Below are 22,910 nucleotides of genomic sequence, written 5' to 3'. Positions count from 1 at the left end.
TCCAAATAGATAGATTGGCACGTTTTTTGCAGAATGTTAAGTGCTAGCAAAAAGGGGGGAGAGTCTTGCAGAAATCTCATCATGATATCGTAGTTATTGGCGGTGGCATTATTGGCGGGGCAATTGCTTATTATTGTGCAAAGGCGGGCCTAGAAATAATGGTACTTGAAAAAAATGAATTGGCGAGTGGTACATCTTCTCGCTGTGATGGAAATATTTTAGCTATAGATAAGGATCCAGGCTTTGATAGCCAAATGTCATTAGTAAGCCAACAATTAGTACATGAGTTAGATAAAGATTTGGACATTAAATTTGAATATCGCAACCCTGGAAGTATTCTTGTTTGTGAAAGTGATGTAGAAATGGAAGCTGCTCAGCAATGGGTAACTCGTCAACAAGAAGCGGGTTTAGATTTTAATATGTTAGATCGCGCAGACTTGCGTAACGAGTCAAAATTTTTTGCAGATGATTTGTATGGTGGATTGGAGTGTAAAACAGATTCCACAGTAAATCCGTATATGCTGACATTTTCTATGTTCCATTCAGCAGAAAAATTTGGTGCAAAAATACGAAAGCATACGGAAGTAAAAAACATAAAGAAACAGCCGAGTGGCACGTTTTTAATCGAGACTAACGAAGGGATCATGACAGCCAATAAAGTTATTAATGCTTGTGGTATTTGGGCACCGATTATTGGAAAAATGCTCGACGTTGACGTACCTATTAAACCACGTAAAGGTCATATTATTGTTGCATCGCGTCAGCAACCAGTAGGTCTAAGAAAGGTCATGGAATTCGGTTATTTGATTTCTAAATTCGGTGGAGAGCGTATGGTGGATGCGGATATCGAAAAATATGGGGTTGCTTTAGTATTTGAGCCGACAGAAGCACAAAACTTTTTAATAGGGAGTAGTCGCCAATTTGTTGGCTTTGATACGAAAGTAAATCATGATGTCGTGAAGATGATTGCCAGACGTGCAGTACGCTTTTATCCTAAAATCGCTGATATGTCGGTTATTCGTACATATGCGGGGCTAAGACCATGGACAGAGGATCATTTACCAATTATTTGTGAAGTAGGGGAGGTACCAGGCTTCTACATAGCGGCAGGCCATGAAGGGGACGGTATTAGCTTAGCGGCAGTTACAGGAAAGCTTGTGCAAGAATTGCTACAACACAAAGATACATGTATTCCTACTGAGCCAGTCAATATGAATAGATTTAAGAAAGGGGTACTCCACAAATGAAATTTCAAAAGTTATTTACAACAATTGATACCCATACAGGTGGAAATCCAACGCGTTCACTCATTAGTGGCATGCCGAAGCTTGAAGGTGAAACGATGTCTGACAAAATGCTTTATATGCAAAAGCATTTTGACTGGATCCGAAAATTTCTGATGAACGAGCCTCGAGGACATAGCGTCATGTCAGGTGTTATTATTACGGACCCTTGCCATCCAGAAGCTGATTTAGGTGTGATTTATATTGAAACTGGTGGCTACTTACCGATGTGTGGGCATGACACAATTGGCGTCTGCACAGCACTTGTTGAATCGAATTTAATTGAGGTTCAAGCCCCTTATACACATATTAAATTAGATACGCCGGCAGGTTTAATTGATGTAAAAATTAAAGTAGAAGATGGCATAGCCAAGGAAGTAACGTTTAAAAACGTACCTTCTTTTCTATTAAAGACAGTTGAAGTTGAAGACCCTGCACTCGGTATTGTTGAATGTGAAATTGCGTATGGAGGCAATTTTTACGGCATTATAGATGCTAGAAAAATGGATCTCGATTTATCAGTAGAAAATGCTACGAATATTATTAATACAGGTATCCGTCTTCGCAATGCTGTGAATGCCAAGGAAGAGATCGTACATCCTGAGTTTTCGTTTATTCATGGGTTAACGCATATCGAGTTTTATACAGATCCAGTAAATGAATTAGCAGATTTAAAAAATACAGTCGTTGTACCGCCGGGCGGAATTGATCGTTCACCATGTGGTACAGGTACTTCAGCAAAAGTTGCGACACTGTACACGAAAAATGAGCTCTCTATTAATGAACCGTTCATTTATGAAAGTATTGTAGGGACATTGTTTAAAGCGCGTGTACTAGAGGAAGTAGCTGTTGGCGATTTAACAGCCGTTATCCCAGAAATAACAGGATCTGCATGGGTAATGGGTATGCATCGATTCTTTTACAATGATCAGGACCCGTTAAAAGAAGGCTACCTGATGATTCCACCAATGGATCACTAAAGGAGGTTAGATATATGAACTATCATAAATCTTTTCAAACGATTGATACACAGGTAGTTGGAGAAGCTTTTCGCATAGTCGTGCAATCGCCTATCGCAATTTCTCAGGAAAATATAGTGGAAGCGGCTAATGCATTAAATACACAATTTGAAACTACAAAACAACTTCTATTAAACGAACCACGTGGGCATCGTGGTATGAACGGATGCATGATCTTGCCATCCAATGTTGCATCATTCCGTTTATTATTTTTCCAGCACGATGCTTCTACAGATTTTAAGTATGAGGCACTTGTAGCTACGACGACAGCATTAATAGAGCTTGGAACAATTGAAGTATCAGAGAATGATATGTATACGATTGAAACAGTAAAAGGTATTTACAAAGTAAATGTACATCTTTCGGAGAAAAAGGATGCAGTACTGTCAGTTCAATTGACAGTGAAGCCAGCGCTTGTAGAAGAGGAGTTCGTAGTGGTAGATGGTGAGCGACGTTATATTGTTTTAGAAAAGCCACAACAATTCAAGGCACTTGTCCTAGAGGAGCTAGCAGATATTAGTACTTGGGGAGTAAATGAAAGTACAAAATATAGTGCAGCTGATGGCGTTATTGTGTATGAAAAAGTAGACAGTGAAGTACGTTCAGTAACATTTGAACGTGATGGCTATATTCTTCGCTCGCCAAGTGTAGATAGTACACTTGCATTACTAGCAGTTTTAGGCGATGAAGCTGTTCAAAAAAATAACAGTATTTTTTGCAGCTGTATTGAAATTGTAAACAAACATGAGGTTGGCTACGAAATTGCATTAACAGGATATATCACAGGAATCCATCAATTTGTAGTAGACAGTGAAGATCCGCTACAACAAGGATTTGTCATTGTGTAAATATAACTTGAATGACTTAGGAGGAAAGAAGCATGAAAAAATTAGAAGGTTCATTTCCAGTATTAGTAACACCAATGTTAAACCAAACTGACATCGATTGGGATGGCTTCCGTCAAAACATCGAGCGTTTTATTGAAGCTGGCGTAACAGGTATTGCCATTAACGGTAGCACAGGTGAATTCGTAAGTTTATCTAAAGAAGAGCGCTTTAAAGCAGTAGACGTAGCGGTTGATCAAATTAAAGGTCGTATTACATTAATTGTTGGTACGGCTGCAGAAACAACAGCGGAGGCAATCGCATATACACAACAGGCTGAAAAAGCAGGAGCAGATGCAGCTTTGCTCATTAACTCTTATTACGCACATCCAAAAGATGAAGAAATCTATTTACATTTTAAATCAGTTGCAGAATCAGTAAGCTTCCCAATTATGATTTATAATAATCCATTCACTTCTGGTGTGGATATTGGCTTAGAAACAATATTAAAAGTAGGCAGAGATGTACCAAACATTACACATATTAAAGAATCCAGCGGTAGCATCGGCAAAGCGCGTGATATTGTGCGTCAAGGACAAGACAATATTAAAGTGTTCTGTGGTTCAGAAGATTTAGCAATTGAATCATTCCTAGTTGGTGCTGTTGGTTGGATTTCTGTATCAGGAAACATCGTGCCTGAACTTGTAACGGAATTGTATAACAATGTAAAAGACGACAATCTGGATGAAGCGTGGGCTATTTATGATCGTTTATTACCATTATGTGCGTTTTTAGAAGGATCAGGTAAATACGTACAAATTGCAAAACGTGCAATGGAATTAAAGGGTTGGGCGGGCGGACCTTGTCGTTTACCGCGTCTCCCATTGACAGAGGAAGAAGATGCACAACTAAAAGCAATCATGGCTGACTTAGACGTACTTGCTACTCGGGCATAAGTGATTTTGAAAGGAAGTGTGTCGGCCCTTATGCAGGCCTGGGCACAATTCTAAATCCGGACGCAATGTTTAGCTGTAGCGAAAGCAAAGCGACAGCTACAAATGTTTTCTGTGCGAAAGCGAAGTGCAAACGTAGCGACAGCTTCAATGAAACCAAGTTGAAATTGATGATAAGAAGGGGTGGCGAAATGGATGCATTATTAACATTGAAACCAAGGGTGAAGGAATTTTTACAATCGACAATTGGTTTATATATTAATGGAGAATATGTACATTCTCAATCAGGTAAAACATTTGAAGTATTAAACCCGGCAAACGAAGAGGTAATTGCAACAGTACATGAAGCACAAGCTAAAGATATCGACATAGCTGTACTGGCTGCACAAAAAGCATTTGATGATAAATGGTCCATCATGGATGCAGCAGAACGCTCACGTATTATTTATAAATTTGCAGATTTACTAGAGGAGCATCGGGAAGAACTTGCACAGCTAGAATCATTAGATAATGGTAAGCCATACAAAACGGCTTTAGCTGACGATGTGGACGGTACTGTACAACATTTCCGTTATTATGCAGGATGGGCAACAAAAATAACAGGAAAAACGGTGCAAGTATCAAAGGATTATTTAAACTACATTGTCCATGAGCCAGTAGGGGTTGTAGGGCAAATCATTCCATGGAATTTTCCGCTTGCAATGGCTGCATGGAAATTAGGTTCGGCATTAGCAGTAGGTTGTACAGTTGTTATTAAACCTGCAGCTGAAACGCCACTATCTTTATTGTACGTAGGTCAATTAATGAAACAAGCCGGCTTCCCAGATGGTGTTGTGAACATCGTACCTGGCACAGGTGAAGCGGGTGAGGCTGTTGTTACACATAAAGGTGTAGCCAAGGTGGCATTCACTGGATCCACAAAGACTGGAATTCACGTCATGAAAAAAGCGGCAGACGATGTGAAAAGTGTAACATTGGAGCTTGGAGGTAAATCTCCAGCAATCGTTTTACAAGATGCAGACGTAGAAGAGGCAATAGAAGGAACATTTGCTGGGACAATGTACAATCACGGACAAAATTGTAGTGCATGTACAAGGGTCTTTGTACACAGTAGCTTATACGATCAGTTTGTTGAGCGACTTGCCGAAAAAGCAAAAGCATTAAAATTAGGACCTGGGCTAGATTCAGAAACAGATATGGGTCCACTTGTTTCACAAAAACAACTGAATACAGTACTTGGTTTCATTGAAAAAGGAAAAGAAGAAGGTGCGCGTCTAGTAGCAGGTGGAGAGCGTGAATTTAACAAAGGTTATTTTGTACAACCAACTGTATTTGCTGACGTACAGGATGATATGACAATTGCTCGTGAAGAAATTTTCGGACCGGTTATGTCTATTTTCTCATTTGACACAGTAGAAGAGGTGATTGCTCGTGCAAATGATAGTAAGTATGGACTCGCAGCAAGCATTTGGACTGAAAATGTGAAGAAGGCACATTATATTGCTAGTAAGCTACAAGCGGGAACGGTATGGATTAATGATTTTGGTTTAGAGTGGGAAACGATGCCATTCGGAGGTTACAAGCAATCAGGTGTTGGTCGCGAAATGGGCGGCGAATATGGCTTGTCTAACTATACGGAAGTTAAAAGTGTCTTCGTAAATATGAAGCAAAACTAAGTGGATTCCTTGGGCTCATCGTACGCTTAGGGAAGTGCCCATTCAGAACGGAAATCAACCTCGCGTTATGGTGATAAGCCTTCATCTATTATAGGAAAAGGAGCTACCAAATGAAAAGTAGCTCCTTTTATAATAACTATTTAAATTGAATTACTTTACGTCTTGTAGATGATGGAATGTTCATTTCTTCACGGTATTTTGCAATTGTCCGACGTGATATTTCAATACCAAATATGTTGTTGAAATGCTCGGCAATTTTTTGATCTGAGAAAGGCTTCTTTTTATTCTCGGTTTTGATATAGTCTGACAAAAGTGATTTTACCTTTATTTGTGAAACACTGTTACCATTTGCTGTTTGTAATTTAGAAGTGAATAAATCTCGAAGTTCAAATGTCCCGAAAGACGTTTGTACATATTTATTCGTTGTCACTCGGCTAACTGTCGATTCATGTACTTCAATTTGTTCAGCAATTTCACGTAAAGTAAGAGGCTCTATAGCATCAAAGCCATGTGTGAAAAAGGCTTTTTGCTTTTCAATAAGTGCCTTCATGATTTTAATAATGGTATTTCGGCGCTGCTCAACACTGTTAACTAGCCATTGATAGTCTGATAAATACTTTTTAAAATAACTCTTTTCAGAGGAATTGGTAGTAATATAGGGTGCATAGTCCGCATGTATATTGATTTTAGGTAAATAATAATCATTTAATGAAAAAGTGATGGCGCCATCAACAATCTCAACAATAATATCCGGTGTATGATGATGTATAGCTTCCTGATGAAACAGTGAGCTAAGCTTAGGCTGCAAAGTTTGGATGAATTGATAAATTCCTTGTAATTCATAAAGTGATATATCTAAAACGTTGGAAATTTTCTTCCATTTCTGATTAGCAAGTTCATCAAGATAAAAGGAAATTACTGTTTCCGCATGAGCAGGGCTATTTTCACAATACATAGTTTGTAATAGCAGGCATTCTTTCAAATTTCGTGCCCCAATGCCAAGTGGTCCAATGTTTTGTAATAAGTGAATGCCCTTTTCGATTTCATAATCTTGATAAGTCGGTGTCATTGGCTGTTCATAGTAGCCGTTGTCATCCAAATGATAAATAATATGTTTAAGCAGTTTAATGTCTTTATCTTCATGGAAGGTTAGCTTAATCTCCTCAAATAAATCATCACGAATATTTTTTTCATATTTAGTTACATGTTCCAAGATATTTGTGTGACGGCTAACACCTTTTGAAAAATGTGTACGTTCTTGAAATGTCGGTTCGCTTAACTCTACTAATGGATTTTCGAGCTCTTGTTCACGAATATACTGTTCTAATTCTAGTGTGGAATATTGTAGTAACTCGATGGCTTGACGAAGTTGTGCAGTCATCACTAAATTCAAATCTTGAGTTTGTTTAATAGAAAGCTGCATTTTAAAACCTCCATTCTCCATTTAAGTACTTAAATCTATAGAAAATGATGCTACCTGAGTAAGAGTGACAATAATTTTTGACATTTATTACGGAAGTAAAAGGAGTTTTAGTAACAATGTCTATAATAAAGATATTTAAAATGTGTCAAAAAAATGAACGTTATTATGAGTGTGTATAAATAATGTAAAAAGGCTTTTCACTAACATATGTACTTGACCGCGAATTTCATTCCGGGAGACGCTTTCCTTTGGCGTGGTCCGAGCCTCCCTCCGCTCCATAGGCTTTCATACCACCAATACACTTTTTCAAAATTAAAACGTTACTTTATGACTTTATAAAATAATAAGCTCTTTTGGTGAGTGTGTGATAACTTCAACACCGTTTTTTGTAACGATGACATCATCTTCTATACGTACTCCGCCTAAATCAGGAATGTAAATACCGGGCTCAACAGTAAGCACCATATTTTCTTCTAGGATGTCTTCACATACTGTAGACATAAAAATGTTTTCATGAAGATCTAAGCCAAGACCATGCCCCGAACCGTGTCCGTAATTTTTTCCATAGCCTTTAGCTTTTATGAAATCTCGTGAATAGCTGTCTACTTCTTTTCCAGTAATACCAGCCTTCATATTAGATAGAGTTATTTGTAATGAGTCATAAACGATTTGGTATATTTCCTTTAGTTTACCAGATGGTTCTCCAACTGCAATTGTTCTCGTCATATCTGAACGATAGCCTTGATAATAGGCACCAAAATCAAGTGTCAGCATATCGCCTTCTTCAATTATTTTGTCAGATGCAACACCATGCGGAAGTGCAGAACGATGACCAGAAGCAATAATTATATCGAATGCAGCTCCAGTAGCTCCGTTTTTACGCATATGAAACTCTAACTCATTTGCGATATCAATTTCTGACACTCCTGGTTTAATAAATGTCAAAATATACTTGAATGCCTCATCTGAAATCCACGCTGCTTTCTTAATCAATTCAATTTCTTCTGGTGTTTTTATCGTGCGTAAATTTTCCACAATATTAGATAGCGGCTTTAATGTTGCTGTTAATTTACTAGACATTAATTGATATACCTCATAAGTAACATGTTGTTGCTCAAAACCAATTGTTTGGATAGATTCTGTGTCTAAAATTTCTTGGATAGTTTCATATAAACGGCTGCGATCGATTTCACGAACATCAAATTCTTTACTTTGGTTTGTAGCTTGCTGTGTATAACGGAAATCTACGAGTAAAAGTGCTTGAGTCGGTGTAATTACTACTGTACCTGCACTGCCTGTAAATCCTGTTAAATAACGACGGTTTTGATTACTCGTTATGATGAGTACATCCGATTGTTGAGCTCGTAATGCTTCACGTAATTGTTTTAGTAGTGACATGTTATAATTCCCCCTTTTTAAATATACTGCAAGATTTGTGCCAAAATTTTAGAGTAAATATGGTATCGGCATGAATATTGCATATATGTTTTGTTGCACGTGAGCTATCGTGCAATAAAATCAAAGGGGAAATGCTAATGATTAAAAAGACAAAATGGTTAGTCGTGTTATTAGGGCTAATGCTAGTTGTATTAGTTGGCTGCTACGGCAAGGAGGATAATTCTTCTAGTAGCCCAACTGGTGGCAATAGTACGGACAAAGAGACTACTACTGACGGCGACACAACGGTTGGACAGGAGCTACATTTAGTAGCGGGAGGGGATTTAGCAACAATGAGTTCATTAGGGAGTGTAGATGCACTTGCAGTTACAGCAATGAACTCTGTATTTGAGGGGTTATACCGTATCGGACCAGAGAATACACCAGTGCCAGGAATGGCAGAGTCATATGAAGCTTCAGCGGATGGTACTGTATATACATTTAAGTTACGCCAAGATGCTGTGTGGAGCAATGGTACACCTGTTACAGCACATGACTTTGAATATGCTTGGAAAAGAGCTATCAATCCTAAAACGCAAGCAATTTATTCTTATTTAATGCTAGATATAAAAAATGCAGCCAGTGTTCAAAAAGAGGGTGATCCATTATATGGTAAGGTAGATGAAATTGGCATTAAAGCGCTAAACGATTACACATTGGAAGTTCAACTAAATGCTCCAATTCCATATTTCCTAAGCTTAACAACGTATGCACCGTTCTTTCCACTAAACAAAGAATTTACGGAAGCACAAGGCGATCAATATGCGTTAGAAGCAGCAAATATGATTTATAATGGTCCATTCGTATTGGAATCATGGCAGCATGGTCAAGGCTGGACATTCGTAAAAAATGAAAATTATTGGGATAAAGACAATGTGAAGCTTACAAAAATTACACAAAAAATCGTGAAAGATACAGCAACAGCAGTCAATCTATATGAAGCGGGAGAGATTGACACTGCTGAGCTTACAAGTGAGTATGTTGCTCAATACAAAGATAGCCCAGAGTATTCAACATTCTTAAAACCAAATACGTTCTTCATTCGAATGAACCATGAAAATAAATTTTTATCGAATAAGAACATTCGGAAAGCAATCGATATGGCTTGGGATAAACAAGGCTTTGCAGATGTGATTTTACAGGATGGCTCTATTCCAGCTTATTTTTTAGTACCACTTGGATTATCAACAGATGAAAAAGGTGTTGATTTCCGTGATGGTAATGGTGATATGAATAAAACTAATGTTAAATTGGCGAAGGAAGCATGGGCTATGGGTTTAAAGGAGCTGGGGGTAGATAAAGTAAAACTAGAGTTTTTAACATATGACCGTGCAGAATCTAAAAAAGCTGCAGAATTTATTAAAAACCAATTAGAAACAAATCTTGAAGGCTTAGAGCTAACAATCAATATGCAGCCTAATAAGCAAAAGCTAGCACTAGAAGGGGCTGTTGACTATGATTTAGACTATGGTGGTTGGGGCCCTGACTATCAAGATCCTATGACTTATATTGAGTTATTTGAATCGACTGCCTACTACAATCAATCTCACTATAAAAATGAAAAGGTGGATGCATTAATTAAAAAAGCTAAAACAACTTCTGATGTTTCTGAACGTTGGATATTAATGCAACAAGCTGAAAAGATTATGATGGATGATTTTGCAATTGCGCCGACATTCCAAAGAGGTATAAGTCGTTTGACGAAGCCGTATGTAAAAAAATTATATGAACATCCATTTTCAGCGGACATTAGCTATAAATGGGTTGAGATTGTAAAGTAAAAAAGATGCTGCCTATCAATGTAGGCAGCATTTTTTTATGATAGTAAACAAAACATCTATAAGCATCAGTCGGAACGGAAACCAACCCCACGTTATTGTGAAATAAGCCATCTATAAATAGAAAACAAGAGATAAAATAGTGGTGATAATACAGCCAATCAAACCTGCAAGTAGCAGTGGATAGGTAAAGGTATAGGATGGCGCTTGTACGAATTCCAAGTCACCATCTAACTCATATGCGTAGGTACCGTTTTTAGTGACACGAGCAAAAAAGCGTTTAAAGCTATAAGCGATACCATTAAAAAGCCCACCTTGCACAACAAACAATATTGCTCCAACGATTGTAAAAGCAAGTGAAGCAAGAAAAGTATGATTAATCATAGTTAGCATTGTCATCGATTGTTTTAAGAGTAATGTATAGAGAAGGGAACATATAAAAATGCAGCCAGTAAACAATATAGTTGTTTTTAATTTCATAGCGGTATGCTCTCACTGTTTGCTTGATAGTATTGGGTAAGCTCCTCTTCTGTTAGCATGACAAAATGGCCCGGGCGTACTTCAGTAAAGCTTTCACTTTCTCTATTAGTAGCGTTATATTCAGCTTCGTTAAAAATAATACGTTGTCGTTCACGTTCTAGTTTGGGGTCAGGTAGTGGTATAGCAGATAATAATGCCTTTGTATAAGGGTGAATAGGGTGATCATAGAGTTCATGACTTTCTGCAAGTTCTACAATTTTCCCGCGATGCATGACGCCGATGCGGTTACTAATATATTTCACCATCGACAAGTCGTGTGCAATAAATAGATATGTCAGTCCACGTTCCTTTTGTAGCTTTTTCAATAAATTAACGATTTGTGCTTGGATCGAAACGTCTAATGCAGAAATCGGTTCATCAGCAATGATTAGTTCGGGCTCTACAGCAAGTGCGCGTGCAATACCGATACGCTGACGTTGCCCGCCACTAAGCTCATGAGGATAGCGATTAGCATATTCTTTCGTTAAACCTACTATATTTAATAGCTCATAAATTTTTGCCTTCCATTCGCTTTTCGGTACACCATGAATAGCAAGACCTTCTGTAATAATGTCAGCAATTTTCATACGTGGATTTAAGGAAGAATAAGGGTCTTGAAAAATCATTTGCACCTTGCGATTAAAGGCTAATTTTTCTTGCTTCGTCTTTGCTTCATTAATATTCCTACCGTCGATGTGAATATCCCCATCTGTTATTGTATTAAGTCCGATAATCGAGCGCCCTGTCGTGGACTTACCACAGCCAGATTCTCCAACTAAACCGAAGATTTCTCCTTTATAAATATCAAAAGTAATGCCATCTACAGCTTTGTTGATAGTATTTTTATCTAATTTAAAATGCTGCTTTACTCCTTTTAATGTTAAATACGGGTTGGTTGTATCAAATACAGGAGCTTTTTCACGTTCCTTGCGTTCGGCTTGGGCTAATTGATGTTGAATCGGTATCATTTTAGGCGCTTGCTCATGCAATAACCAAGTTGCAGCATAGTGTGTGTCGCTGATTTTAAACATTGGTGGCTCCTCTAAAAAATCAATTTTGAGTGCTTGGTTATTACGAGCAGCGAAGGCATCTCCAATCGGTGGTTGCAGTAAGTTTGGTGGTGTTCCTGGAATAGCGTACAGTATGTCGGTTTCAATATCTGGGTTTGGCATAGCGGCGAGTAGGCCTTGTGTATATGGATGCTGACAATGGTAAAAAATTTCATCAACTAAGCCAATTTCAATCATTTTTCCAGCATACATCACGGCAACACGATCAGCCATTTTTGCTACAACCCCCAAATCATGTGTAATAAATATAATTGAAAGATTCATCTTTTTTTGAATGTTTTTTAGCAATTCTAGAATTTGTGCTTGAATAGAAACGTCCAGAGCTGTGGTAGGTTCATCCGCAATAATAATACGAGGCTCGCAAGCAAGTGCCATCGCGATAACGATACGCTGACGCATTCCTCCAGAAAACTGATGAGGATATTGTTTATATCGTTTATCCGCTTCTTTAATGCCAACAAGCTGTAATAGTTCAATCACTCGTTCTGTAATTTGATTACCACGTAATGTTGTATGTTTTTTTATGCTCTCTGCAATTTGACTACCGATTGTCATCGTGGGGTTTAATGCAGTCATAGGATCCTGGAAAATCATTGAGATTTCAGCTCCACGAATTGCACGTATTTCCTGCTCTCTACACGTTAAAATATTTTTTCCATTATATAAAATTTGACCGTTTTTCAGCATTGTTGTTTTGGTAGGGTTTAATCGTAATAGGCTTTTAGAAGTAACTGATTTTCCAGAGCCCGACTCGCCAACGATTGCTAGTGTTTCACCTTCAAATAAGTCGAATGATACATTGCGAACTGCCTGAACCTCACCATTTTGTGTATTAAATGAAATACTTAAATTTTTAACTTCTAGTATTTTTTTCAATTCGCACCCCTCCTTATTTACGTGTTTTTGGATCGAATGCATCACGCAGTCCATCACCGAGTAAATTAAAGCTAATCATAATTAAGCTAATGATAATGGATGAAAAAATCATGCCATGTGGATAAATACGTAATAATTTATAAGAGTCATTAACAATCGTTCCTAAGGAAGCAGTTGGTGGCTGTAGTCCTAGGCCGATAAAACTTAGTAATGCTTCAGTAAAGATAGCTCCTGGAATGGTAAAAGTAGTAGCTACAATAATCGGACCTAGTGTATTAGGAATTAAATGTTTCCAAATCAAGCGTTGGTTACTAGCACCGAGCGTTCTAGAAGCAAGAACAAACTCATATGATTTTAGCTTTAGTATTTGTGCTCGTACGATACGAGCCATACTAATCCACCCGACGATAACCATCGCAATAGTAATAGAAATGATTCCTGGTTTTAAAATAAGAATGAGAAGAATATTAATAATTAGCCCAGGGATACCAACTAACACTTCAATAATACGTTGCATAATATTATCAGTGCGACCACCATAAAATGCTGAAACAGCTCCGTAAGCAACCCCTATAATTAAATCAATCGTTGCTGCTAAAAAAGCAATATAAAGAGAGATACGTGTACCTTGCCAAATACGTGTCCATAAATCCCGACCTAATTCATCTGTACCAAACCAAAAATATTCACTTATACCTTTTGCTTCGTATTGGTCAACGCCACGACTATCAACACCGTTCAAACCTAAGAATGAAATATTCTCAAGAACAGGGATTTTTGGTGGTAAATTTGTACGCGCAAGATTTTGTTCATCGTAGCCATGACTGTTCATAAATGGACCGAATATAGCTAGTAAAATAACTAGAATAATAATGCATAAGCCTACAATAGCTGCTTTATTTTTGCGTAAACCAAGCCATGCATCTTGCCAAAATGATTGTTCGGGACGATACGTGAAATCATCAACAAATTCACTTTGTGAGGCAGGCTCAAACAAATCGGGTGGATATTTTTTTACCGTCGCATTCTTAGTTACTTCTGTTGTCATAAATTACTCGCCTCCTGTGACACGAATCCGAGGGTCGATGAATCCGTATAAAATATCAATAACTAAGATAACGCTTACAAATAAAACAGCATAAAAGATTGTTGTTCCCATAATAAGCTGGTAATCATTCGTAATAATGGAGTTAACAAATTGTTCTCCTAAACCAGGGATACTAAAAATTTTTTCAATAACTAGTGAGCCAGTAATCGTATTAACAGTTAATGGTCCGATAACTGTAATGATTGGGATTAGTGCATTTCGAATACCGTGCTTTGTAATAATAACGGGATTCGATAGTCCTTTTGATCTCGCTGTTAAGATGTATTCTTGATTGAGCACTTCCAACATTTCAATCCGTGTAAAACGGGCAATTGTTGCAACAACACTGACCGCTAACGCGATTGTTGGTAATATTGAGTATTCAAAACCATTCCAAAAGGCGATTGGTAGCCAGCCTAGTTTGACACCAACCCAATATTGTAAAAAACCTGCAAATACAAAGGATGGAATGGAGATACCGAGCACAGCTAAAACAGTGGCCCCGTAATCTATAACGGTGTTATGCCTTAGCGCCGCTACGATACCTAATAGTAAGCCTATTAAAGTACCGACAGTAACGGCTTGAAATCCGAGAATGGCAGAGGGGCCGATACGCTCTTGAATAATTTTAGTAACCGGACGATTATCCAAAACAAATGAAATACCTAGATCCCCTTGTACAAGATTTGTTAAGTAAATACCGAATTGAATAGGTACCGGCTTATCTAGCCCGTATTTTTTGTAAAGTAGTTCTTTTTGTGTTTCAGGTAAGCGTTCATCGTTAAATGGAGAACCGGGCAATGCCTTCATTAGCAAAAATGAAAGCAAAATGATAATAAATAACGTAATGATCATGTAGCCGATTCGAGTAAAGATGTACCGAATCATTGAAACGACCTCCTTATGAAATAGTTTGTAGAATCTATTTAATTTATTTGCAAAAACGATGCCAAAAAAAGGGGGGGAATTGAAGAATTGGCTCTTCACCAAAACATGTGGTTGATTTCCGTTCCGACTGGGCGCTTTGTAGCTGACGCGACGCTTGCACAGAGCAAAGCTTCCTGGGGCGTCCGATGAGCCGCTTCACTCGTGTTGCTCGCTCCAGGGTCTCGGGCCGACAGATATTTTTTGTGCGAAAGCGCAGTGTAACGTAGCGGCAGCGACAGGATGTTGGTAACGAAGGCGTTATCACAGGACGTGATGCTTTTAGCCTTCGTTCCTCTATATCGCTGATCCCCAAGGAGTCGCCCAGTCTCCACTTCACTCCAATCAACCTATATGGCATACGTTTTAACAAATGTCATCCACAACTCATGGTGATGAGCAAAAGAATTTACACTAAATCTGTTTTTGATTAAAAAAATGGATTGGTATCAAAGTACTTGGAGTAGAGGGAGGCTAGTTCTCCTGTCGCGCTGCTTTCGTCACAGCGTAAGGCTCTCTGCTGAATCCCACAGGAGCAAAAGTATGAACGACGAGGAGTTTAGGTTACGCCCGATGAAAGCGTCATCCGGCAGCGGAATGTGAAATGAAGTATATATTTTGGTAAAAAACTAAAAAAATATGAAAAAAATATTGCATGTTACATTTACTTATGATATATTAATAGATGTCTTAAAGAGGTCCCGTGGTGTAGCGGTTAACATGCCTGCCTGTCACGCAGGAGATCGCCGGTTCGATCCCGGTCGGGACCGCCATTATAATCGATAATATAGTTCTTATGATGCTTTTAAAATCATAAGAACTTTTTTATTGTTAATATAAGGGAATAAGTGGATATCAATAAATAAATGGGCTCATCACCAAAAGTTGTAGATGATATTAGTTAAAACGTATGCTATGTATATAAGTTGATTGGAGTGGAGGCTAGGCGACTCCTTGGGGATCAGCGTCACAGATGAGACCCTGGAGCGAGCAACGCGAGTGAAGCGGCTCATCGGACGCCCCCAGGAAGCTCTGCTCTGCGCGAAAGCGAAGCGTCAGCGGCAAAGCGCCCAGCCGGAACGGAAATCAACCACACGTTTTGGTGATGAACCAATAAATGCCCAATAAAATTGGTTTTATAATATTTGTTGAGGTACTAAATACAATTAAAGATGGAGGGGCGATTGAGGAAGCTGCACATTGTGCGTCACCCCCAACATTTGATGTAGAGCCACCAAATTAAAAGTTTTAATGAATCTAACAAGTAGATCAACAAACATAAAAATTAGGTGACTATCTTTTTATCGATTTCTTCCACGTATAGGAAACTGTCTTTGGAGGTGTTAACATGAGAAATAATTTTTACATAAAACGTCTTAATATATGCTTGCTCATAGGCGCTTTGGTGATTCTCGCAGGTTGTGGAGATCCTATTTTAGAAATCGAGGAGTCCAATACGTATCACTGGCAAAAAAATATGAATGAAGCAGAATTTGAAAAATTAAAAAAAGGTATGTCGTATATGGAAGTAGTGGAAATTGCAGGTGGTGCAGAAGAAATGGTTAAAAAAGATCAATACCGCTGGAATGATGAAATACTTATGACACAAGCCTATATAGTAAAATTTAAAGATGATAAATTGATTGATAAAGAGGTTATTGAGTTAAAGGGGTATTCAACAACAAAGTAAGCACGTCTTCTACAAAGGGGGGGCGTGTTTTTTTTTTTTTTAAATCATTGGATGTTTTGAACATTTACGCTTGTTTCGGTAAACTAGAGGTAATGGAGCTAGGAGAGGAAAAAGAGATGATGTATGAAAAAATAATGAATTCGCTTGATGATACTGAGCATTTTGCGTTGAAGCTAGCAAACTTACTAGAAGCTCAGGATACAATCACATTAGAGGGTGATTTGGGCGCTGGTAAGACAACATTTACGAAAGCATTAGCGAAGGGGCTTGGTGTGAAGCGAACGGTCAATAGCCCAACATTTACGATTATCAAGCAATATGAGGGACGTTTACCGTTTAATCATTTAGATGTTTATCGTTTAGCGGAAAGCGATGAAGACCTTGGGTGGGATGAGCTATTTTATGGTGATGCAGTATCAGTTGTCGAGTGGGCTCATTTAATTGAACAGGATTTACCACAGGAGCGTCTTGGAATAGAAATTTACCGAATTGGAGAAAATCAACGACGATTTGTATTAACACCTCTTGGAAAGCGATATGAGGCATTATGTGAGGAGCTAATGAAATGATTTGGTTAGGGATTGAAACAGCGAACGCACCACTTTCTATTGCTGTCGTAAGGGATGGAAAAGTGATTGCTGAAATTGTACAAAATATAAAATTAACGCATTCGGCAGGTGCAATGCCAGCCATTGAAGAAGTGCTGGCAAAGGCTGGCATAAAGCCAAATGAGTTAGATGCGATTGCTGTATCAGAAGGGCCTGGTTCTTATACAGGTGTACGAATAGGTGTGACACTTGCTAAAACCTTAGCATGGACATTGAAAAAGCCTTTAGTTGGAATATCTAGCTTAAAGTCATTGGCTGCAAATGCAACATTATACGATGGGTTTATTTGTCCGATTTTTGATGCGCGAAGAGGCAATGTCTATACGGCTGTTTATAAAGGTAGTGAGCTTGAAGCGATTATAGATGACTATCACGATCATATAGATGGATTATTAGAACGTTTACAAGCTTTAGAGACACCAGTTTTATTTGTAGGGGCAGACGTAGATGTTTTTTGGCATAAAATTGTAGAGGTACTAGGTGACTTTGCTCTGCGTACACCATTTAGCAATGATCTACCACGAGCAAGTGAAACTGTTCGATTAGCGACTAAAGTGGAACTACCAAGTGTGGAAGCAGTTCATCATTTTGTCCCGCAATACAAACGTATTGCAGAGGCGGAGGCGAATTGGCTGAAGGATCAAAAGGAGAAGGCTCATGAGTAGCAATGTAACGTATCGTAAAATGGTATCGGATGATGTCCCAGCAGTATATGACATTGAGCTTACAACATTTTCTGCACCATGGACGTTAGATTCCTTTTACTATGAGGTGCATGAAAATCAGTACGCACATTATGTGCTGGCTGTGGATGCGGACGGTAGCATTATCGGCTTTTGTGGCATGTGGATGGTTATAGACGCAGCGCAAATTACGAATGTAGCCGTTATAGAGGCAGCTCGTGGCCGAGGAATTGGTGAAGGATTAATGCGAGAGGCAATACGTATTGCTGGGGAGCATGATATGGAGGTAATGAGTTTAGAAGTGCGCGTAACGAATACAGTTGCTCAAAATCTTTATCGAAAGCTTCATTTCCAAGATGGTGGCATACGTAAAGGCTATTATACAGATAACGGGGAGGATGCCCTTGTCATGTGGGTGAATTTATGATGGAAAATCGAATTATTTTAGCAATAGAATCGAGCTGTGATGAAACAGCGGCAGCGATTATTCGAAATGGTTCAGAAATCGTTTCAAATGTAGTCGCTTCTCAAATAGAAAGTCATAAACGATTTGGTGGGGTTGTACCTGAAATTGCGTCTCGCCATCATGTTGAACAAATTACAGTGGTCATAGAAGAAGCGTTAGCACAGGCAAACATAAAACCAGCTGATCTAGATGCGGTGGCAGTTACTGAGGGCCCTGGTCTTGTAGGTGCATTGTTAATTGGGATTAATGCCGCGAAGGCTTTTGCGTTTGCTAACAATTTACCAATTATCGGTGTACACCATATAGCGGGACATATATATGCTAATGCACTCGTGCAGCCAATGGAATTCCCATTATTAGCACTTGTCGTATCAGGTGGCCATACGGAACTAGTTTATATGAAGGAACACGGCTCTTTTGAAGTCATCGGAGAGACGAGAGATGATGCGGCTGGTGAGGCTTATGATAAGGTTGCTCGTGTTTTAGACTTACCGTATCCAGGTGGTCCGCGTATTGACAAGCTAGCACATGAGGGGAATGAGGCAGTAACCTTCCCAAGAGTGTGGTTAGAGGAAGATTCGTATGACTTTAGCTTTAGTGGCCTAAAATCAGCGGTTATTAATTATAAACATAATATGGATCAGCGTGGAGAAGAGATTTCTCCGACTGCCGTTGCTAAAGGATTTCAGGATAGCGTAGTTGAAGTGCTAACAGCGAAAACATTACGGGCTGCACGTGAATATAAAGTGAAACAGGTTATTGCAGCTGGAGGTGTAGCGGCAAATAAAGGCTTACGTACATCACTTGAGTCTGTATTTGCAGAGGAAGGTATCCCGTTTTATGTACCGCCATTAAAGCTGTGTACAGATAATGCCGCTATGATAGGGGCAGCAGCAACACCAATGTTTGAAGCAGGTATTCGCGGTAATTTATCAATGAATGGTCGCCCTGGAATGGAGTTAAAATCCTGGGTTTAACTTCTTTTGGAAGTTAAAGCCTCTGGCGGATGTCATGGAATCGGAAAGGAGTTCTTAGGGGATGTTAGCCTAAAATCATCGCATCCATGCGATAACGGCTAACTGACCTGCGTCGGTGCTGCTGCCGCTACGCTTTCGCGCAAAAAACATCTGCAGGCCTAAGAACAAAGCCGATTCCGGACATGCTAAAGGCATGATTGATTATAGAGGAGAGGTGTTTTAGAGTTGATTCTAAAATACCTCTTTTTGTTTTGCGAAAAAATTGTCGATAAGAACGAATATAAAGAGTTCAGTTGACAAATTTTTCAGAAAATTATCCACAGGTAAGGTGAAAAATAAAACAGCGAACATCCGTACTTATGCACAAAATGTTGATAACTTGTGCATAACTTGTGATTATTCAATATATAGTAGCTTGTTCTACACAAAAATATGTGGATAAAATAATTTTGGGTTGTGGACAATGTGGAAAAGTCTGTTGATATGTTGATATTACTAGATTTATTGTGTGTATAAAGTTGTGGGCATTTTTTGTCGAAAAATAGCACTTGACCAATATATATGAAAAAACGAGGCGAGTAAAGGAAAAAGCCATGTGACAAGTCACATGGCTTACAAGTTTTACCCCTCCAAAGCAAAGAAGTTGGATGGGGGATGTTATAAAATAATATTTTCAAGTTCCTCACTTAGCTCAAGCCATTCCATTTCGAATAACTCATGCTGTTCCTTAACAGTTGATAATTCATCTTGAAGCTGTGTAATTTTTTCGTGGTCTGTGAAAATCTCGGGATTGCAAAGAGCTTCTTCTAAACGAGCTATTTCAATAGTTACTTGCTGCATTTTCCCCTCTAGTTCTTCAAGTGTGCGTCTAATTTGGCGCTCCCGTTTTTTAGCCTCTTTATCAATTTTAGAGGTAGAGGATTTCTCAGGTACCTCAGCTTGTACTTTCGGCTGAGCCGCAGCTTTCATTTGTGCAATTTCTAAAAGCTCCTGTTTCTTCTCAAGGTAATAATCATAGTCACCCAAGTATTCAAAGGAACCATCGCCAGACAACTCAATCACTTTAGTAGTAATTCGATTGATGAAATATCGGTCATGCGACACAAATAAAAGTGTTCCAGGATAATCAATAAGCGCGTTTTCCAGTATCTCTTTACTATCTAAGTCTAGGTGGTTGGTAGGCTCATCGAGAATTAAGAAATTTGCCTTTTGCATCATCAGCTTAGCTAATGCAAGTCTTGCCTTTTCACCACCAGATAAAGATGATACGATTTTATCCACATCTTCTCCACTGAATAAGAAACGGCCTAGCACTGTGCGAATATCTTTTTCATTCATTAAAGGCCATTCGTCCCATAGCTCTTTTAGTACACTTTTGTTGCTCGATAGTTTTGCCTGCTCTTGATCATAATAACCAACTTGAACATTTGTACCATAGCGAATCTCTCCAGAGAGTGGTAGTAAATCTTTGACGATGGTTTTTAATAAAGTTGATTTACCAACACCATTTGGTCCAACTAGTGCAATGCGGTCCTCTCGGAAAGTACGTAATGTAATGCCGCTTGATATTTTCTTATCTCCATAACCTATAGCTAAGTCATCAATAGATAATACATCGTTACCACTTTGGCGTTCAATTGTAAAACCGAAGCTTGCGGACTTTTCATCGCCATCAGGTGATTCCATCCACTCTGTTCGTTCAAGCATTTTACGACGACTTTGTGCCATTTTAGTAGTAGAAGCACGAGCAATATTTTTTTGGATAAATTCCTCGAGCTTGGCTTTCTCATCTTGCTGGCGTTCAAATAACTTCAAATCACGCTCATAATTTTTCGCTTTTTCATCTAAATAGGCACTATAATTTCCTGTATATTTTGTGACGCGATGACGTGAAACTTCGTAGACAATGGAAACAACTTGGTCTAAGAAGTATCGGTCGTGGGAAACAATTAAAATAGCCCCTTCATATCCTTTTAAATATGATTCTAACCAGGAAAGGGTTTCAATATCTAAATGGTTAGTAGGCTCATCGAGTATTAATAGGTCAGGTTTACTTAAAAGAAGCTTAGCAAGTGCTAACCGAGTTCGTTGTCCACCTGATAGTGAGCTAATTGGCTTTTGGTAATCATCAGGATAAAACTGCATGCCATGAAGCACGGAGCGTGTATCAGATTCGTATTGATAGCCACCCGCATCCTTGAAATTATGCTGTAAATGATCGTATTCAGACATTATTTTTGCATATAAAGTCGGATTTTCATAAACAGTAGGGTCGGCCATTTGTTGTTCTAATGATCGGAGTGCTTGTTCTTGTGCAATAAGCGGCTCAAAAATTGTCATCATTTCATCCCAAATCGACAATGTTGAATTTAATCCAGCATGCTGTTCTAAATATCCAATTTGTACACCTTTAGGGATTATAATATCACCAGAGTCATATGACATTTGACCAGCAATTATTTTAAGTAAAGTGGACTTGCCAGCACCGTTACGTCCTACTAATGCAACGCGATCACGATGTTGAACCTCTAATTTTACGCCACTTAAAATTTCATCTACAAGGAAGGATTTATATAGTTGATTGACCTGTAAAACAATCATTCTGGACACCTCAATTCTTCCTTAGTGTAATGGATGAGAGATTCGCTTGCAATGTCGGTGCTTTACTTATTCCAAGCTGTCATGTAAGATTGAAACGATTTCCCTTTAGTTAGTGGCGTAAAAAGCGCCATTAACTAAAGGGAAATACTCTAGTGGATATTAAAAGTTTTTGTATATAGTTAATGATACATGTATTAAAATTAGTAGCTAAGTACATTCAAACTGAGACATTTGAGGAGGAGAAAGTTTGAAACAAGATTTAAAAATTCCACAAGCCACTACAAAAAGACTTCCTCTTTACTATCGATTTATCCAAAACTTTGCACAAGAAGGCATGGAACGCATTTCGTCGAAGGAACTGAGTGAAGCGATGAAAATTGATTCTGCAACTATTCGTCGTGACTTTTCTTATTTTGGAGCTCTTGGGAAAAAGGGTTATGGCTATGATGTGCAGCATCTATTAAAATTTTTTAGTCAAACGCTCGATCAGCACGAAACGACAAAAGTAGCGTTAATTGGTGTAGGGAATTTAGGTAGTGCTTTATTAAAATATAATTTCCAAAAAAATCATAATACTCATATCGTTGTGGCTTTTGATCCAAAGGCTCCAAAGGACGGGAAGATGATAAGCAATATTCCTGTTTTCCATCCTGATTTATTGGAAGAAAAGTATGCAGAATATGGAGCGGAGCTTGCGATTTTAACAGTTTCACCACGCTCTGCACAGAAAATGGCTGATAGATTAGCGGCAATGAACGCAAAAGGCATTTTAAACTTTACGCCAGAGCGGTTAACGGTTCCAGATAGAATGCAGCTCTTAACAATTGATTTATCGGTAGAATTGCAGGCGCTCATTTATTTAATTCGCAATCAGGAAGAGTGATAATTGTACATAATTTAACTTCTTTCAGCGGTAAACATCTGTTGGCCTAAAGCCTCCGGAGGATCGTATAGTTCACAATTTCTGTTAAATGTAAGTATGGAATAAAACGAGAGAGTGACTAAAAACTTTCACA

22 protein-coding genes and 1 tRNA gene are annotated in these 22,910 nt (G+C 38.5%); 15 read left to right on the top strand and 8 right to left on the bottom strand.

Annotated features, from left to right (window positions below; genetic code table 11):
- The first annotated feature begins 65 nt into the window (after window positions 1-65).
- The 5 genes from QUF91_RS25325 to QUF91_RS25305 all read left to right on the top strand — a co-directional run bounded on the left by QUF91_RS25325 (window position 66) and on the right by QUF91_RS25305 (window position 5,755).
- On the top strand, window positions 66-1,247 hold the full coding sequence (locus QUF91_RS25325) for an NAD(P)/FAD-dependent oxidoreductase (RefSeq protein WP_289419759.1): 1,182 nt from the start codon (window positions 66-68) through the stop codon (window positions 1,245-1,247).
- Window positions 1,244-2,263 carry a proline racemase family protein gene (locus QUF91_RS25320; protein ID WP_289419758.1) on the top strand — a complete coding sequence of 340 codons (1,020 nt, stop codon included), beginning with the start codon at window positions 1,244-1,246 and terminating at the stop codon, window positions 2,261-2,263. Before QUF91_RS25325 ends, QUF91_RS25320 begins: the two co-directional genes overlap by 4 nt.
- 14 nt (window positions 2,264-2,277) lie before the next feature.
- Window positions 2,278-3,150 carry a proline racemase family protein gene (locus tag QUF91_RS25315; RefSeq protein WP_285399255.1) on the top strand — a complete coding sequence of 291 codons (873 nt, stop codon included), beginning with the start codon at window positions 2,278-2,280 and terminating at the stop codon, window positions 3,148-3,150.
- 32 nt (window positions 3,151-3,182) lie between these two features.
- Window positions 3,183-4,082, top strand: a complete 900-nt coding sequence (gene dapA, locus QUF91_RS25310) for a 4-hydroxy-tetrahydrodipicolinate synthase (RefSeq protein ID WP_285399256.1) — start codon at window positions 3,183-3,185, stop codon at window positions 4,080-4,082.
- A gap of 188 nt (window positions 4,083-4,270) precedes the next feature.
- A complete protein-coding gene (locus tag QUF91_RS25305; protein ID WP_289419757.1) occupies window positions 4,271-5,755 on the top strand; it encodes an aldehyde dehydrogenase family protein in 1,485 nt (494 codons plus the stop codon).
- Between the two features lie 136 nt (window positions 5,756-5,891).
- Here QUF91_RS25305 and rpoN read toward each other — a convergent pair whose 3' ends face one another.
- The gene (gene rpoN, locus QUF91_RS25300; RefSeq protein WP_289419756.1) at window positions 5,892-7,178 is read right to left on the bottom strand and encodes an RNA polymerase factor sigma-54; all 1,287 of its coding nucleotides are present in this window, start codon (window positions 7,176-7,178) and stop codon (window positions 5,892-5,894) included.
- Between the two features lie 333 nt (window positions 7,179-7,511).
- Entirely contained in the window at window positions 7,512-8,576 is a 1,065-nt protein-coding gene (locus QUF91_RS25295; protein ID WP_285399259.1) for a M24 family metallopeptidase, read from the bottom strand.
- A gap of 137 nt (window positions 8,577-8,713) precedes the next feature.
- Between QUF91_RS25295 and QUF91_RS25290 the strand changes: the two genes are divergently transcribed.
- On the top strand, window positions 8,714-10,396 hold the full coding sequence (locus QUF91_RS25290) for a peptide ABC transporter substrate-binding protein (RefSeq protein ID WP_289419755.1): 1,683 nt from the start codon (window positions 8,714-8,716) through the stop codon (window positions 10,394-10,396).
- Window positions 10,397-10,507: 111 nt separating this feature from the next.
- Here the strand turns inward: QUF91_RS25290 and QUF91_RS25285 are convergent, their stop codons facing one another.
- From QUF91_RS25285 to QUF91_RS25265, 5 genes are read right to left on the bottom strand one after another with little or no spacing between them, the layout of a single operon-like run.
- Window positions 10,508-10,873 (bottom strand): DUF3899 domain-containing protein, encoded by a 366-nt coding sequence (locus QUF91_RS25285; protein ID WP_289419754.1) that lies wholly within the window; start codon window positions 10,871-10,873, stop codon window positions 10,508-10,510.
- Window positions 10,870-12,858 carry an ABC transporter ATP-binding protein gene (locus QUF91_RS25280; protein WP_289419753.1) on the bottom strand — a complete coding sequence of 663 codons (1,989 nt, stop codon included), beginning with the start codon at window positions 12,856-12,858 and terminating at the stop codon, window positions 10,870-10,872. The genes QUF91_RS25285 and QUF91_RS25280 overlap by 4 nt, the downstream gene beginning before the upstream one ends.
- A gap of 13 nt (window positions 12,859-12,871) precedes the next feature.
- On the bottom strand, window positions 12,872-13,906 hold the full coding sequence (gene opp3C, locus QUF91_RS25275) for an oligopeptide ABC transporter permease (RefSeq protein ID WP_285399264.1): 1,035 nt from the start codon (window positions 13,904-13,906) through the stop codon (window positions 12,872-12,874).
- 3 nt (window positions 13,907-13,909) lie between these two features.
- The gene (gene opp3b, locus QUF91_RS25270) at window positions 13,910-14,833 is read right to left on the bottom strand and encodes an oligopeptide ABC transporter permease (protein WP_285399265.1); all 924 of its coding nucleotides are present in this window, start codon (window positions 14,831-14,833) and stop codon (window positions 13,910-13,912) included.
- Window positions 14,834-14,876: 43 nt separating this feature from the next.
- Complete coding sequence (locus tag QUF91_RS25265) at window positions 14,877-15,185, bottom strand: hypothetical protein (RefSeq protein ID WP_289419752.1); 309 nt, start codon at window positions 15,183-15,185, stop codon at window positions 14,877-14,879.
- Between the two features lie 381 nt (window positions 15,186-15,566).
- On the opposite strand from QUF91_RS25265, the gene QUF91_RS25260 reads away from it, so the two are divergent.
- The 8 genes from QUF91_RS25260 to tsaD all read left to right on the top strand — a co-directional run bounded on the left by QUF91_RS25260 (window position 15,567) and on the right by tsaD (window position 19,293).
- Window positions 15,567-15,642: transfer RNA gene (locus tag QUF91_RS25260), tRNA-Asp, on the top strand.
- Window positions 15,643-15,823: 181 nt separating this feature from the next.
- Window positions 15,824-15,997, top strand: coding sequence for a hypothetical protein (locus QUF91_RS25255; RefSeq protein WP_285399267.1), 174 nt, complete (start codon window positions 15,824-15,826; stop codon window positions 15,995-15,997).
- Window positions 15,987-16,112 (top strand): hypothetical protein, encoded by a 126-nt coding sequence (locus QUF91_RS25250; RefSeq protein ID WP_285399268.1) that lies wholly within the window; start codon window positions 15,987-15,989, stop codon window positions 16,110-16,112. Before QUF91_RS25255 ends, QUF91_RS25250 begins: the two co-directional genes overlap by 11 nt.
- Before the next feature lie 105 nt (window positions 16,113-16,217).
- A complete protein-coding gene (locus QUF91_RS25245) occupies window positions 16,218-16,559 on the top strand; it encodes a hypothetical protein (RefSeq protein WP_289419751.1) in 342 nt (113 codons plus the stop codon).
- 119 nt (window positions 16,560-16,678) lie between these two features.
- Window positions 16,679-17,128, top strand: a complete 450-nt coding sequence (tsaE, locus tag QUF91_RS25240) for a tRNA (adenosine(37)-N6)-threonylcarbamoyltransferase complex ATPase subunit type 1 TsaE (protein WP_285398652.1) — start codon at window positions 16,679-16,681, stop codon at window positions 17,126-17,128.
- Complete coding sequence (gene tsaB / locus QUF91_RS25235; RefSeq protein ID WP_289419750.1) at window positions 17,125-17,832, top strand: tRNA (adenosine(37)-N6)-threonylcarbamoyltransferase complex dimerization subunit type 1 TsaB; 708 nt, start codon at window positions 17,125-17,127, stop codon at window positions 17,830-17,832. Before tsaE ends, tsaB begins: the two co-directional genes overlap by 4 nt.
- On the top strand, window positions 17,825-18,277 hold the full coding sequence (gene rimI / locus QUF91_RS25230; protein ID WP_289419749.1) for a ribosomal protein S18-alanine N-acetyltransferase: 453 nt from the start codon (window positions 17,825-17,827) through the stop codon (window positions 18,275-18,277). Before tsaB ends, rimI begins: the two co-directional genes overlap by 8 nt.
- Entirely contained in the window at window positions 18,277-19,293 is a 1,017-nt protein-coding gene (gene tsaD / locus QUF91_RS25225; protein ID WP_289419748.1) for a tRNA (adenosine(37)-N6)-threonylcarbamoyltransferase complex transferase subunit TsaD, read from the top strand. Before rimI ends, tsaD begins: the two co-directional genes overlap by 1 nt.
- A 657-nt stretch (window positions 19,294-19,950) precedes the next feature.
- Here the strand turns inward: tsaD and QUF91_RS25220 are convergent.
- Window positions 19,951-21,894 (bottom strand): ABC transporter ATP-binding protein, encoded by a 1,944-nt coding sequence (locus QUF91_RS25220; protein WP_289419747.1) that lies wholly within the window; start codon window positions 21,892-21,894, stop codon window positions 19,951-19,953.
- A 247-nt stretch (window positions 21,895-22,141) separates the two neighbouring features.
- Between QUF91_RS25220 and QUF91_RS25215 the strand changes: the two genes are divergently transcribed.
- The gene (locus QUF91_RS25215) at window positions 22,142-22,777 is read left to right on the top strand and encodes a redox-sensing transcriptional repressor Rex (protein WP_285398644.1); all 636 of its coding nucleotides are present in this window, start codon (window positions 22,142-22,144) and stop codon (window positions 22,775-22,777) included.
- The last annotated feature ends 133 nt before the right edge of the window (window positions 22,778-22,910 follow it).

The sequence above is a fragment of the Lysinibacillus sp. G4S2 genome (assembly GCF_030348505.1).
GTDB lineage: Bacteria > Bacillota > Bacilli > Bacillales_A > Planococcaceae > Lysinibacillus.
The sequence above is the reverse complement of the archived record's forward strand: the minus strand, read 5'-3'. Positions and strand labels throughout refer to the sequence as shown.